This window comes from Mycobacterium sp. (assembly GCF_035314665.1).
Lineage (GTDB): Bacteria > Actinomycetota > Actinomycetes > Mycobacteriales > Mycobacteriaceae > Mycobacterium.
Genome location: NZ_DATFZD010000232.1, coordinates 1 through 13,254, shown reverse-complemented (window position 1 = coordinate 13,254; position 13,254 = coordinate 1). Strand labels below are relative to the sequence as shown.

At 64.4% G+C, this 13,254-nt stretch carries 14 protein-coding genes and 1 pseudogene; 7 read left to right on the top strand and 8 right to left on the bottom strand.

The features are described from left to right. Both VKI00_RS17210 and VKI00_RS33830 read right to left on the bottom strand, forming a co-directional pair. Positions 1–194 (bottom strand): hypothetical protein (locus VKI00_RS17210; RefSeq protein WP_324439437.1); only part of this gene is annotated, 194 nt, incomplete at its 3' end. Positions 195–242: 48 nt separating this feature from the next. Further along, positions 243–347: pseudogene (locus VKI00_RS33830) on the bottom strand (NAD(P)-binding protein); the annotation flags it as partial. Positions 348–715: 368 nt separating this feature from the next. On the opposite strand from VKI00_RS33830, the gene VKI00_RS17205 reads away from it, so the two are divergent. Further along, a complete protein-coding gene (locus tag VKI00_RS17205) occupies positions 716–1,396 on the top strand; it encodes a helix-turn-helix domain-containing protein (RefSeq protein WP_324439435.1) in 681 nt (226 codons plus the stop codon). 374 nt (positions 1,397–1,770) lie between these two features. On the opposite strand, the gene VKI00_RS17200 is transcribed toward VKI00_RS17205, so the two are convergent. Further along, entirely contained in the window at positions 1,771–3,549 is a 1,779-nt protein-coding gene (locus tag VKI00_RS17200; protein WP_324439433.1) for a hypothetical protein, read from the bottom strand. 186 nt (positions 3,550–3,735) lie between these two features. On the opposite strand from VKI00_RS17200, the gene VKI00_RS17195 reads away from it, so the two are divergent. Then, entirely contained in the window at positions 3,736–4,317 is a 582-nt protein-coding gene (locus VKI00_RS17195) for a TetR/AcrR family transcriptional regulator (protein ID WP_324439431.1), read from the top strand. Positions 4,318–4,486: 169 nt separating this feature from the next. Here the strand turns inward: VKI00_RS17195 and mtnA are convergent, their stop codons facing one another. Both mtnA and VKI00_RS17185 read right to left on the bottom strand, forming a co-directional pair. Further along, positions 4,487–5,461 (bottom strand): S-methyl-5-thioribose-1-phosphate isomerase, encoded by a 975-nt coding sequence (mtnA, locus tag VKI00_RS17190; protein ID WP_324439430.1) that lies wholly within the window; start codon positions 5,459–5,461, stop codon positions 4,487–4,489. Between the two features lie 89 nt (positions 5,462–5,550). After that, positions 5,551–5,760 (bottom strand): DUF3761 domain-containing protein, encoded by a 210-nt coding sequence (locus VKI00_RS17185; protein WP_324439428.1) that lies wholly within the window; start codon positions 5,758–5,760, stop codon positions 5,551–5,553. Positions 5,761–6,049: 289 nt separating this feature from the next. On the opposite strand from VKI00_RS17185, the gene VKI00_RS17180 reads away from it, so the two are divergent. Continuing rightward, a complete protein-coding gene (locus VKI00_RS17180; protein WP_324439426.1) occupies positions 6,050–7,390 on the top strand; it encodes a magnesium transporter MgtE N-terminal domain-containing protein in 1,341 nt (446 codons plus the stop codon). A gap of 97 nt (positions 7,391–7,487) precedes the next feature. After that, positions 7,488–9,086 carry an NRAMP family divalent metal transporter gene (locus VKI00_RS17175; RefSeq protein ID WP_414687228.1) on the top strand — a complete coding sequence of 533 codons (1,599 nt, stop codon included), beginning with the start codon at positions 7,488–7,490 and terminating at the stop codon, positions 9,084–9,086. A gap of 222 nt (positions 9,087–9,308) precedes the next feature. Here the strand turns inward: VKI00_RS17175 and VKI00_RS17170 are convergent, their stop codons facing one another. Then, positions 9,309–9,533, bottom strand: a complete 225-nt coding sequence (locus VKI00_RS17170; RefSeq protein ID WP_324439424.1) for a DUF732 domain-containing protein — start codon at positions 9,531–9,533, stop codon at positions 9,309–9,311. A 791-nt stretch (positions 9,534–10,324) separates the two neighbouring features. Here VKI00_RS17170 and VKI00_RS17165 point away from each other — a divergent pair. Further along, positions 10,325–11,128 (top strand): mycofactocin-coupled SDR family oxidoreductase, encoded by an 804-nt coding sequence (locus tag VKI00_RS17165; RefSeq protein ID WP_324439422.1) that lies wholly within the window; start codon positions 10,325–10,327, stop codon positions 11,126–11,128. Between the two features lie 125 nt (positions 11,129–11,253). Then, the gene (locus tag VKI00_RS17160; RefSeq protein ID WP_324439420.1) at positions 11,254–12,060 is read left to right on the top strand and encodes a L,D-transpeptidase; all 807 of its coding nucleotides are present in this window, start codon (positions 11,254–11,256) and stop codon (positions 12,058–12,060) included. A 41-nt stretch (positions 12,061–12,101) separates the two neighbouring features. On the opposite strand, the gene VKI00_RS17155 is transcribed toward VKI00_RS17160, so the two are convergent. Both VKI00_RS17155 and VKI00_RS17150 read right to left on the bottom strand, forming a co-directional pair. After that, a complete protein-coding gene (locus VKI00_RS17155; protein ID WP_324439418.1) occupies positions 12,102–12,278 on the bottom strand; it encodes a hypothetical protein in 177 nt (58 codons plus the stop codon). Between the two features lie 54 nt (positions 12,279–12,332). Further along, positions 12,333–12,818 carry a hypothetical protein gene (locus VKI00_RS17150; protein WP_324439439.1) on the bottom strand — a complete coding sequence of 162 codons (486 nt, stop codon included), beginning with the start codon at positions 12,816–12,818 and terminating at the stop codon, positions 12,333–12,335. 135 nt (positions 12,819–12,953) lie between these two features. On the opposite strand from VKI00_RS17150, the gene VKI00_RS17145 reads away from it, so the two are divergent. Further along, positions 12,954–13,118, top strand: coding sequence for a hypothetical protein (locus tag VKI00_RS17145; RefSeq protein ID WP_324439416.1), 165 nt, complete (start codon positions 12,954–12,956; stop codon positions 13,116–13,118). The last annotated feature ends 136 nt before the right edge of the window (positions 13,119–13,254 follow it).

Genomic DNA, 13,254 nt, shown 5'->3' with positions numbered 1-13,254 from the left:
TGGGGTGACGCTTCGGCCATCAGCTGTGTCCACGCGTGCCGCTCACGGAGCCGGTCCAACTCGGCAGCCAACGCGTCAGGGTCGGTGCCGATCACCGCCGAGCGGCCGTCGGGAAAGGAAGCGCCGGTGCTCACCTCACCCTGTACATACCGCAGCCCGTGGTCGGCGAGTTCGTCGCCCAACTCGGCGAACACCGGGCCGCCGACAAAAATCGGGTGCAGGGCCGAGAAACTGTCATGGACGAACCCCGGCAGCGTCAGCTCCTCGCTGCGGACCCAGCCACCGGGGGTCGAGCTCTGGTCGAGAAGACATACGCTACGGCCTTCCTTAGCGAGGTAAACCGGCAGCGATCAGCGCGTTGTGTCCGGCGCCGACGAAGATGACGTCGAATGCGGTGGATGAGGTCATGCCATCCGACGCTAGAAGGCGGCGCAACCACCGGCGACTAATCGTCCATTGAGTGGACTTTCCCCGCGAATCGTTGCCTCCGGCGCGTCGCTGACCTGCGTTTTATCGGCGGCTTTGGCCCAGCCTCGACCGCGAGTCGCCGTGCCGCTTGTGACTCTGCGCGTCGGCACGGGAAGAAGCCGTGGGTATCGCGCGTTACTGAGTGTCAACGAGCGCGCGGAAACGCCACGACTTGATCCTCCCTACTACCGGTCGGTCGTCGGCCCGCGCCGCGTGGTGGTGACAGTGAGAGCAAGGGGCAGACGCCGTGATCGCTGATCGGGACGCGGACGCGCCTGGGCGTCCCAGCCACAATGACGGCCGCAGCATCGTCGAGACCGCATTTGACTTGTTGGATCAGGTGGGCGCCCTGCAGCCGGTGCGGCTGATCGATCTGGCGCAGGCAACCGGAGTGCCGCGACCCACGGTGCACCGGCTGCTCAAACAGTTGATCGAGGTTGGGGCGGTCCGGCGCGAGGGCACCCGTTACCGCCTCGGCGCCAGCCTGTTGGGATTGGGTTCTCGCGTGACGCCGGAGCGTCGACTACGGGTCGCCGCGCGGCGGCCGATGGCTGAACTCGCCGCCGCCACCGGCGCAGCTGTCAGCCTGTCGGCCACGATCGGCGGCGATGTGGTGTTTCTGGACACCGTGGATGCCCGCGACCCGCTTGGATTCCTACCCGAGCCCGGCGCGCGGGTACCGTCGGGAACGGCGCAGGCGCGCGCCCACACTGAAATCGGCCGCTCCGTACCAATTGTGGACGCCGGCAGTGTGCTGGCAGATGTCAGCTGTGTCGCGGTAGCGGTTCCGCTGGGCGACGGGCAGGTGGCGGCGGTGTCCGCGCTTGTGGTCGGGATCCGCCCCCCGGCTGCGCTGTTAGCAGCCACCCGGGCCACCGGCGCCCGAATCGCCGGACGACTGCGCGCACCGTCAGTGGGTCGGGCGTAACGCAGCTGCGCCTTTAGCGTCGGAGGGATGGCCGCCGCGAGGGCATCGGGGTACGTCGCCCAACTTCGAGTGCACCACGTACGTTCTCCTGCGACGCGGTCCGGTAAGGCCGGCCCGCTCGGTGGCTGCGTGACCGACCGGCTGCGAACGACGCAGTCGTGCAAATAGCTTCTTCCCAAGCTGGACACCCGGGTTCGATTTTCGTCCGGCGACGGGTCAGCCGGATGCGCCAGAAGTGGTGAGACGCCTTGCGTCGAAAGGTCCTAACGAAATCAATCGTCGTCACCAACTTCTATGGTTACCAGTACATCTAGAGCGCGCTGATCCAGGCGGCGCCGGCGGTTCCTCCCGCCCGCCGGCGCCGCAGGCCAATCTCAGGGCACCAAGCCGGCGAGCAGTTCTGAGGCTAGGCCGCTGAGGTTGAGTGTCAGGTCACCGCCGGTAATCGACACTGGCAGGCCCAGGTCCGTCACCACACTGCTCAACAGCGACGTGACGTCGAGCGTCGGGTCGGTGCCCAACAGGCTCGGCAGATCCGACGAAATCGGTGCGATGCTGCCGAGCACCGCCAGCAGGTCTTGGCCCAGGTCCACGTCGAAGTTGGGCACAGCGCCCCCAGTTACCTCGGGAATGGTCAGGTCCAGACTCAGCGTGCTGGGGAAGAGCCCCTCAAGGGTGTTGAGCGGGATGCTGATGTCCGAGCTGCCGGCCGCGCCGAGAAGCGACTCGAGGGTGCTGATCGGCAGGCTGATGTCCTGGCTGCCGGCGCTGCCGAGAAGCGTCTGCAGGTCGGACACCGACAGGGTGATGTCGCTGCTGCCGGAGGTACCCAGCAGCCCCTCGAGGGTGGCGGTGGAGACGCTGATGTCCTGGCTTCCCGCGCTGCCGAGAAGGCTCTCGAGGTCGCCGAGGGAGACGGTGATGTCCTGGGTGCCGGAGTTGCCCAGCACCGACTCCAGGTCGCTGAGCACGGTGCTGTCGGGGATCGATGGGGGAGTAATGGTGTGATTGCCGATGCCGAGGTCGTTGATGAAAGTCTGCAGGGAGATGGTTTCTTTGGCGATGCCGAGGTTGATTGTGTAGGAAGGATTGCCGAGGTCACTGACGATTGTGTCGACGGAGATCGGTGGGACGCTGATACTGCCGCCGTTTCCGAGGACGTCGCCGAGGACTTGGTCAAGGGTGACCGGCACGGTGATATTGCCGTTGGTGGCGGCGTCGCTGAGCAGCCCGTCGAGGGAGATCGGCAGACTGAGTGTGCCGCCGGGAGTGGCCCCATTGAGGAGACTGTCAAGGCTGACCGGGAGAGTGAGTGTGCCGCTGGGTGCGACGTCGCCGAGGAGCTGGTCCACGGAGACCGGGAGGCTGAGTGCGCCGCTGGGGGCGGCGTCGCTGAGCAGACTGTCCAGGCTGACCGGCAGGCTCAGAGTGCCGCTGGGGGCAAGGTCGTTGAGGATTGTGCTGACGTTGACGGAAAGGTCCAAGGTGCCCGGTTCCAACAAGGTTGGGGTCGTCGTCAGATCGCCTCCGCCGACGGCAGATAGTTCGTCGGCCAGGGTGTTGCTCAACTGCTGTAGGGCATCGATCTGCCCGGTGGCCGCACCGCCAACGGTGTTGGTGAGCAGCCCGAGCTCCGGCGAAATCAATTCGGAGCCAAGGGTTTCCGGGTAGCCATTGAGGAATGCGTACAGGACCGTGCTGGGCCCGTCTTCGAGGTCGGTGAGCGCCGTCGAGTAGTCGCCGCTGCTAAGCGCAGATTCGACGTTGTCCGATACGGCCGTTAGCGCGGTCGAGGCCGCGTTGGACGCGTCGTCGCTGCTGAGTAACGCCAGCGCGCCCTCGGTCAGCAGCGAGAGCGGGTTGGTCACCGGGTTCGCGGTGTTGGTCGACAGGTCGCTGAACAGGGTGCTCAGGCCTTGCGAGATGTCCGGGTCGGTCAGCCAATGACTGCTGCTGAGTACCGTTTCCAACCCGGACCAGTTGGCTTCGGTCGTGGTGACCAGCTGGGACATGTCGAACTCGTCATAGTCGGTGAGCCGGAACTGTCGGTGCTGCACGTCAGGCAACGGCGTAGCTACCGGAGTGACGGCTATCAGGCCGGCGCCTAAGAGACCGATACCGGTGGTGATCCAGAGTTGAGGATTGCGCTGCATGAAAGGGTCCTTACGCACGTTCGAGATACGGCTGAGACAAAGCTGAAGGATGTCTGACGTGGATCTGAGAAATTTCACGTCAGATGTTGCACGTCCCGTTTGGCTCGTGGCAACGCGCAAGAGCGAACTCACAGCGGGACGTCTAGTAATTACCTTTGTACCAACGACGGGTAGGAAACTGGAGCAATGACGCCAAGTGGAGCGCGCGGTCGACCGCGCAGCGAGGAACACCGCGACGCCGTTCTGAAAGCCGCCATGGAACTGATGCGGGAGGACGACCTGAGCAGGGCGTCGATCGACCGGATCTCGGCCCGCAGCGGCGTCAGCAAGGCGACGATCTACAAGTGGTGGCCGAACAGGACCGCGGTGGCTATCGACGCGTTCCTGCACCAAATGATGACCGACGCGCCCGTGCCCGACACTGGGTCGGCGGCCGAAGACTTCCGCTTGACGTTGCGCGGCATGATGGGCTTCTACACCAGCCCACTTGGCGCGATCTACGCCCAACTCGTCGGCGAGTCGCAGTTCTACCCAACTGAACGTGAGCGAATACGAACACACCAGGTGAACGTCCGCCGAGCAGCCGTGAGGAAGATCTGGGACCGCGGAGTCGCCCGCGGTGAACTGGATCCGAACGTCGATTCCGAGGTGGCGCTGGATCTCATCTTCGGGCCGGCGATGTACCGGAGGGCGACCGGGCACGGAGGATTGACGCCAGCCGACGCCGACGCCATCGTGGCCACAGCCATGCGGGCACTGGCCAGCTGATCAGTTGAAGCGGGGCCGACCCCTGAGCGCCGCCCAGACGCACCCGGCCGCCCCGCTAGCGTCAATTACACGCGCCGGCATCGTCTTTCGTCCCGCGCCGCAGGTCGCAAGTCGGCTTGACGGGCGGCTCCGATCGAAGAGGATCCGTGTTCGTCCCGAACGCGCACAATTAGCCGGCGCGCGGCCGGTAGCGGCCGTGCTCGGTGACAACTGCGGTGATGAGCTCGGCCGGGGTTACGTCGAAGGCCGGGTTGAAAACGTCGGCGTCCGGCGGGGTGATGGTGGTGCCGCTGAACGTCCTGAGTTCGTCGGGCGGGCGTTCCTCGATTGCGATCTCGGCGCCGGTGGCGAGCGACCCGTCGACCGTGGACGAAGGCGCGACCACGACGAGCGGCACGTTGTGATGATGCGCTGCGATGGCCAGGCCGTAGGTGCCGATCTTGTTGGCGACGTCGCCATTCGCCGCGATCCGATCGGCGCCGACGACCACGCAGTCGACGAGGCCGCGTGCCATCGCCGCCGCCGCGGCGCCGTCCGGCTGCACCCGGTAGGGCACGCCCGACTGCGCCAGCTCCCATGCCGTGAGCCGGGCACCCTGCAGCAGTGGACGCGTCTCATCGACCAGCACCGACTCGACCAGTCCGCGCTCGTGAAGGTGCCAGACGACACCGAGGGCACTGCCCCAGGCCACGGTGGCGAGGTGACCGGCGTTGCAATGGCTGAGCAGCCGCAGCGGGCGGCGATCGCATAATGCAAGGACGATCTCGGCGGCGTGAGCGGATGCGGCGCGATTGAGGCGTTCGTCCTCGTCGAGGATTTCCAGTGCCTCGGCGAGCACGGCTTCGGCACCCTCGTCGACTTTCTCGAGAGCACGCGCGACTCCCCAGCTGAGGTTGACAGCGGTCGGCCGTGCCTTCGCGACTCGTTCGGCCGCGGCCCGGAGGTCGCCTCCTTCGCGGGCCGCGAGCACAACGCCAAGCGCGCCTGCCGCGCCGAGCGCCGGGGCGCCACGTACGGCAAGGCGGCGGATCGCGTCGATCAGCTCGTCGACGGTGCGCAGACTAAGAACACGGTAATCGGCCGGCAGCGCGGTCTGGTCGATGATCGTGACCGCGTCGCCGTCCCAGTCGATGGTCCTGCGCACGAGCCGACCTTAGCCCTCGGTGAGCTCAATCCCACGGCACGTTTGCTACACCCGAACCGCGAAGATGTCCGCCCGCTTGCCGCTATTAGTCAGTTAGTCAGCCACTGCGACACGCCGCCGTGGCCGGAACAGGTACCGGAATGGTGCGTGCTGTACGAGTAATCGCCGTCTCGGCACCTAGCGGTCGCGTTGGGCGGCGGACCGCCGGGGATGCCACCACCGAAGTTGGGAGAGGTCGCTACGCCCGGACCAACGAAGCCGGGGGCGGTGACCAGGCCTGGGGTGCCGTCACCGGGCAACCCGCTCGCCGGAGATTTCGAGGGGTCGGGAATGCAATCTCCATTCGAATTTCTGGAAGCCCAGTCCGCAGCCGGACAGATACACCGGCGGCTCGCTCAGAGTCGCCGGAGCCGCGCCCAACCCGACCGCGCCAACCGCGACCGTGACAAAGAAAAAGAAAGCAGTGCCTGCACCTGTTGTGACGAGAGTGTCGAGCTGGACCGGCGTTGCGCATTGTTTACCTCTGCCTGTTGATATTGGGCTGCAGCGCCGCCGAAGGTCGCCGGTCTGTTCGTGGAAAGGGTCGTCATGAGTGATGCCGCTTCGTCTGAGGTCGCCGCGTCAACGTCACCGCCCGTGATCCATTTGTCCGAATTGCTGGGTCAGCCGGTCATCGCCAGGTCCGGCGACACCATCGGCAAGGTCGAGGATGTGGTGGTGCGTTTGGGGGGAGTCGACGTCTACCCGCCGGTGACGGGGCTGGTAGCAGAGATCGGCGGGAACCGGGCGTATGTGTCCTGGAAGCAGATCGCGGAGTGGGCGCACGGCCAGGTCCAGTTGTCGCAGAACAAGGTCAACCTGCGCGCGTTTGAGCGCCGGCCCGGCGAGGTTCTGTTGCGCGCGGATTTGCTCGATCATCGACTGATCGATGTGCCGGCGGCGGAGTTGGTGCACGCCTACGACGTCGAGTTGGAAGACACCGGGACGGACTGGGTGCTGGCGCGCCTCGATACCCGCCGTCCGGCGCGACTATTCGGCCTCATAAAGGCCGGTAGCGGCCACGCCAGCCGGGACTGGAAGTCGTTCGAACCGCTGATCGGGCAGCAGCAGAGCGGTCTTGAGCCCCGCGCCAGGGGGCGTTTTGGCAAGCTCAAACCGGCGCAGATCGCTGACCTGCTCGAAGACGCCGACAAGCGCGAGGGCGGCGAGATTCTCGACCGCATTCATGGTGACCCCGAGTTGGAAGCCGACGTTTTCGAAGAACTCGACCCCGATAAAGCCAACAAGCTGCTCGACAATATGAGTGATGCCGATGTCGCCGGGGTGTTAGCGCGGATGCGGGCTGACGACGCCGCCGACGCGATCTTCGAGCTGCGTCAATCTCGCCGTCGCCCTGTGCTTGAGCTGCTGCCTGCGGGTCAGCGCACCAAGGTCATCACCTTGATGGGTTTCAACCCCGCCACTGCCGGTGGTTTGATGGGCGTTGATGTGGCTTCCTGTCCGGCAGATGCTACTGTCGCGCAGGCGATTTCGATTCTGTCGGAGGCCCGTACGTTGCAGCCCGAGGCGCTGTTGAACATCCATGTTCTGAATGCGTCCGGTGAGCTGGTCGGCGTGGTGTCGGTGATCGGGCTGCTGCAGTCGGCCCCTGACACTCCGGTGCTAGAAGTGGCCGACTTGGACCCGGTCCGGGTCACCCCGACAGCCGACGTGACCGATATCGCCTTGCTGATGGCCGATTACAACCTGGTGACCATCCCTGTCGTCGACGCACACGACCACGTCCTGGGCGTGGTGACGTTTGACGATCTCTTGGAAGCCACAGTTCCGGAAGACTGGCGCCGACGCGAACCTGCGCCGCACCCGATCCGCGAATCCTCGCCGGATAACTCGGATTTGGACAACCAGGGCGGATCGACCCATGGCTGAGCCCAATATCCGACCAGAGGTCGAGGGTTCAGCGGCCACTCAGGTCAGCCAGCGTTCTGTGTTGGACACCGCTGGTGAGGTTCCGCGTACTTCGGCGGTGCTGGACAGTGCGCACCTCGGCGACATTGAAGGTGCGTTCGGTCGGATCCGGATGGACGCGACCGATCACGGACGCACGCTCAAGACGCGATTGATCACGTTGCTGGCGATCGTCGGTCCGGGGCTGATCGTAATGGTCGGCGATAACGACGCCGGTGGTGTGGCGACCTACAGCCAGGCAGGGCAAAACTACAGCTACAGCCTTTTGTGGGTGTTGTTGTTGCTTATTCCGGTTCTGATCGTCAACCAGGAGATGGTGGTTCGACTCGGAGCGGTCACCGGAGTAGGACATGCGCGGTTGATCAACGAGCGTTTTGGCCGCGGCTGGGGCTGGTTTTCGGTCGGCGACCTGTTCTTGCTGAATTTCTTGACGATCGTGACTGAATTCATCGGAATATCGTTGGCTGCAAGCTATTTCGGTGTTTCGAAGTACATCGTCGTTCCCATCTCGGCCGTCGCCCTCGTCGCGATCATGGCCTCAGGGAGTTTTCGGCGTTGGGAGCGGGCCATGTTCGCGTTCATCGCTGTTACGTTGTTGCAGATTCCAATGCTGTTGCTGTCACATCCGCAATGGGGCGCCGCTGCCCGTTATTTCGTGGTACCCGGCATCAAAGGTGGGCTCAGCTCGGATGCGGTGCTGCTGATCATCGCGATCGTCGGAACCACGGTCGCCCCCTGGCAGCTTTTCTTCCAACAGTCCAACATCGTCGATAAACGCATAACACCCCGTTTCATCGGCTACGAACGCGCGGACACCACCCTCGGCGCGTTTGTCGTCGTCGTTGGCGCAGCAGCATTGGTGATGACTGCGGACTGGGCATCACGCTCCACCGGCCACTCGACGGAGTTCATCGATGCCGGCGCGATTGCGCGACTGCTGGCTCAGCACAGCAATGTGTTGGGATGGATGTTCGCGGTCGTGCTCCTCGACGCGTCCATCATCGGCGCGGCCGCGGTCACGCTGTCCACCAGCTACGCCTTCGGTGACGTCTTCGGTCTCAAACACTCGTTGCACCGAGGGTTTTCCGACGCCAAAGAGTTCTATTTCTCCTACAGCGCTATGGTTGCCGCCGCCGCGGCAATCGTGCTGATCCCTGGCGCACCGCTGGGGTTGATCACCACCGCCGTGCAGGCGCTGGCCGGTCTGCTGTTGCCCAGCGCCAGCGTGTTTCTGCTGCTGTTGTGCAACGACCGAGAAGTGCTCGGCCCGTGGGTGAACCGCACCTGGCTTAACATCGTCGCCGCTTTCATCGTGTCGACGCTGCTCCTCTTGTCGGGAATCTTGATGGCCACCACCCTGTTCCCGGACGTCAACGTCGTCGCCGTCACCGAGTACCTGGTGGTCGCTATCGTGATCGGCGCCATTGTTGCTGTCGGCGCATTGAAATGGCTCGAACGCCGTCATGGCCCGCAACCAGCCCCGCCGCCCATGCCCGACGACATAGATAAAAAGCAGTGGCGGATGCCGCAGTTGGCGCTACTAGAACCGGTGACATGGTCGGCAGGCACCAAACTGGGCATGCTGGCCCTACGCGGTTACCTTGTGATCGGCGCGGTGCTGCTGGTCGTCAAAGCCGTCCAACTCGGAAGCCACTGAAACAGCACCCGCGTCAGCGACCCCGCCGGTACCGGATGATCGACGCAATCGCTACCAACAGGATCAACCCCACGATCACGGCAGCACCGGCGAACTGCTGGGCATGGCTGTAATCGGGTATGTGGTCAGGTTCAGGTAGAGACGCCACCCAGAAAATCATCGTTACCCCCTCATGTATCCATGCGTGGCAGGCCGCCCGAGGACAGCTTGAAGTCGTTGGTTCTACTGGCTATGGCGTGGGCAGAAAGCGGCAATGCTGACTCCGACGAAAAACCCGGCGTGATAGGCGTCCAAATCAGTCTGTGTCATGACGTTGTTCGCGACGTCACTCGCCTGCCTACCTTGATCAAGTTCGTCGCAGACCTCATGACCGGCGGCGATCGCGGCTTGCCTGGCCGCGAAGGTGAGAGCCGACCAATGAACAACAACGTATTGCGAACCCGACAACTACGGGACGCCAGCTCACGCTGCTGCGGTGCGAAGACTGCGGCTCGACGAACTGGCTGACGTCAGGTGCGCCCAACGCCGCAGACGCGAAACCGTCTGCGGCGGAGGGTTGCCCGCCCCGAGTGGGCACGCCGTGACTGCGCCGACCGTGGGTCTTCGGGCGACGCCGGAATGCTCATTCAGGCTCCCGCGGTGCGTCAGCGTCGATGCGCCAGATCCAGTTGCCGAAGATCGGCCTGTCAACGGCAAGAGCCCCGAGGGGAGCGATGACGAAGATAGAAGCCAACGTCCACCAAATCATTTTGATCACTCCTCTCCGCAGCCTCCGCGGTTCATGCTTTTTATGGTTCGCCGCCCAACCGGCATGCACCACTGTCTAGATGTTGTGGGGTCACAAAGCTCCGCTGTGGCCGCCATGCCGGATCTCTCGTCAGCACCTACCCCAAACGAGCAACCCCGCGCCGCAAGGGGGATCGAGCCGACACATCCAACATGCACCACCAGCGGCCAACGCGTCCAAGTCCCGTTTTGGATGCATTAATCGATCGCATTTATGGTCGGCGCCTGCGTATTGACGCCCACGACTAAGGAGATGACAGCCATGCAACTAGGCGGTGGCTTCGTTCTGAGCGGCGCCAGCGATATGGACGAAGCGCTTGCCGGTCGCGGGAGGCCGGCGGCATTGGGGCGCTCACCCCAAAGATGAGTATCGAAATCAGTCCCCCTGCAACCGATTTTGCGAGACATCCGCCACCCCACAAGCGATTATCCGCCTGGTAGCTTAATCGGCTATGGGTGCTTTGGATGGCCGCGTGGCCTTGATCACGGGCGGGGCTCGAGGGCAAGGGCGCGCACATGCGTTGGCGTTGGCGGCTGAGGGAGCCGAGATCGTCGTCGCCGACGGCCCCGGCGCGATGGCGGACCTCACCTACCCGCTCGGCACCGAGGACGACTTACGCGAGACGGCAAAGCTGGTTGAAGCGCTCGATCGGCGCTGCTTGCCGCTAACCCTGGACGTACGCGATTCGGCCGCGGTCGGCGCCGCGATCGACCAGACGGTCGCCGACATGGGCAGCCTCGACATCGTGGTAGCGAACGCGGGGATCGTCAGCACCGGGCCGCTGGAAGAGGTCAGCGACACGGTCTGGCAGCAGCTGGTCGACACGAATCTGACCGGCGCATTTCACACCCTGCGGGCGGCGATACCGGTGATGCGACAGCAGCGGTTCGGACGGATCGTCGTGACCTCGTCGATGGGCGGCCGCATGGGCATCCCCGAGCTGGCCGCATACAACGCGACGAAGTGGGGTGTCATCGGCCTCGCAAAGTCCGTTGCCCTGGAGGTCGCCAAAGAGGGCATCACGGTCAACGTCATCTGTCCGACCACAACTCAAACACCGATGGTGCAACCCGCTGGCGGCGACGACATCCCAGATGATCTGGTGCGCCGGATGATGAGGGCCAATCCGATACCTCAGCCATGGCTGCAGCCCGAAGACGTCAGCCGCGGAGTGGTGTACCTGGTGACCGACCCCGGGGTCATCACCGGCAGTGTCCTGGAAATTGGCCTCGGCGGCAGCGCCCGCATCCATTGACGCCAGCCTCTGTGGTCAAAACGTGACCAACGCGTGATCGAATTGCTTACGCGCCCTTGTGCTTCCACTCTTTGCGGTACCCCTACGATCCCAATTGGAACCGTGTCGATTAAAGGGGTCGGACCATGCGGGCGGTTGTGCGCTGTCTTTTTACGGTGATGGTGATCGCTGCGATCGTCGTTGCGGGGCCGGCCGGCGTAAGCGGGGCTGCGACGAACCAGTCGTCGAGCTTCACCATCGCATCGGTTACACCAACGCCTGGCGAGGTGGTGGGTGTGGCGCACCCCGTGGTGGTGACGTTCAGCGCGCCGGTCACCAACCGGCATGCGGCCGAGCGTGCCATAGACGTCAAATCGTCGCCCGCGATGACCGGCAAGTTCGAATGGCTCGACAACGATGTCGTGCAATGGGTTCCGGACCGATTCTGGCCGGCGCACAGCAACGTGACCCTCTTGGTGGGCGGCGAGTCCACAAAGATCAAGACCGGTCCCGCCGTCCTCGGCGTCGCCGATATCTCGGACCACACGTTCACCGTCAGCGTCGACGGGGTCGGGGCGACACCGCCGCCGCCACGGCCAGCACCACACCACCGCCCACACTGGGGCGAAGACGGCGTGATGCTGGCCACGATGGGTAGGCCGGAATTCCCGACGCCCGTCGGTGTCTACTCGGTCCTGTCCAAAGACCGCTCGGTGCTTATGGATTCGAGCAGCGTCGGCGTCCCGCTCACCGATCCCGCGGGTTACCGGGTCCCGGTCGATTACGCCGTACGTATCACCCGCCGTGGCATCTTCGTACACTCAGCGCCGTGGGCGGTGAATTCGCTTGGGCTGGAAAATGTCAGCCACGGCTGCATCAGCCTGAGCCCCGCAGACGCGGAGTGGTACTTCAACAACGTCAATGTTGGCGACCCGGTGATTGTGAAGGAATAGGGGCGTCCGACCCCAAATTCGTTGCAGCGCGAGGGAAAATACTAAAGCGATGGCAGGATGTCGACCAAGTAGTTGGCGCCGGTAGCCGTCGCGTCGAGCGAGTTGCCGAAGACGCCGGCGAGGTCGTTGTTGCGGTCTTGGGCCCACACCTCGTTGCTGTTGCCGAAAACAGAGGCTACTTCGCCGTTGCCTTCTGAGGCAAACGCATTGGCCCGCAACCGATTCGATCCGCAGACCGCGCGCCAAGGTCACGGATGTGAAGCAGCCGCCACCTACTCCAGAGGGCCCGGCAGAATCGGCTGACGGGCCGCGGGCCCGCCAGTGGGTGGCGTACCAGTCGGCGCCTCCTTGCCTGCAGGACCACCCGCGCCAGTGAGTAAAGCGCCGCCTGGTGCCGGAGCACCCGCTATCACGGGGGCACCGACTGGCAAACCCGCCGGAGCACCAACCGGCACCGGGCCACCACCGCCCGCCGGGACGGGGGCACCCGCCAGCACCGGGGCCGCCGCGGCAGGACCACCCGCACCGGATAGTGCGGCCCCGACAGGCGCAGGCGGAACACATACTGCCGCGACCACCGGTCCGCCGGCGACCGCCGCCGGTGCGGTTTCGCCCGCTAGTCCCTGGACGCATGAATAGCCGCCCGTTTTCAGGTGGGTTGCCGCCGCGTCCGGGCTCAACGCGATGGCGGCCCCGTACAAGCCAACGCCGGCAACTACTTTGATGCCGAATCGATCAAAGATCGAGATCAACGTCAGCTCCTTTATCCGCGCTCAGCAGAACCGCATAGTCGTACCTGAGTCGTATTGGACACCGGGTCAATTGTCAATAAGTTTGATCTTGAAAGCCAGCCGTGTTGCACAACCGTTTTCGAATGGTGACCTTCGGCCGGCGTGGAAGACCTCCTCGACAGCAAAGAACCGCTCGCCACGGACCCGGGCGCAGACCGCTACACCTATGTCGTCACGCGCCAGAACGCGCTGGGAAGCACGACGCGCGAGATCCCTGAAAGCGTGATGCCCCCGACGGTGGCTAGCGTTGTCACACCAGAGATCTGAACGCGCGTCGGGCTTTTCACTGCGCAAGCAGGTTGACGACGCCGGCGAAGACGGTCGGCAGCGCCGCCGCGGCCGGCACGATGTGCGACCGTATCGGCGGAGAGCCGCTTGCCTGAAGTAGGGCCGCGGTCAGCAT

Coding starts and splice junctions, on each gene's coding strand:
- VKI00_RS17200 (WP_324439433.1), bottom strand. CDS start 3,549: ATGCAGCGCAATCCTCAACTCTGGATCACCACCGGTATCGGTCTCTTA.
- VKI00_RS17195 (WP_324439431.1), top strand. CDS start 3,736: ATGACGCCAAGTGGAGCGCGCGGTCGACCGCGCAGCGAGGAACACCGC.
- VKI00_RS17180 (WP_324439426.1), top strand. CDS start 6,050: ATGAGTGATGCCGCTTCGTCTGAGGTCGCCGCGTCAACGTCACCGCCC.
- VKI00_RS17165 (WP_324439422.1), top strand. CDS start 10,325: ATGGGTGCTTTGGATGGCCGCGTGGCCTTGATCACGGGCGGGGCTCGA.
- VKI00_RS17160 (WP_324439420.1), top strand. CDS start 11,254: ATGCGGGCGGTTGTGCGCTGTCTTTTTACGGTGATGGTGATCGCTGCG.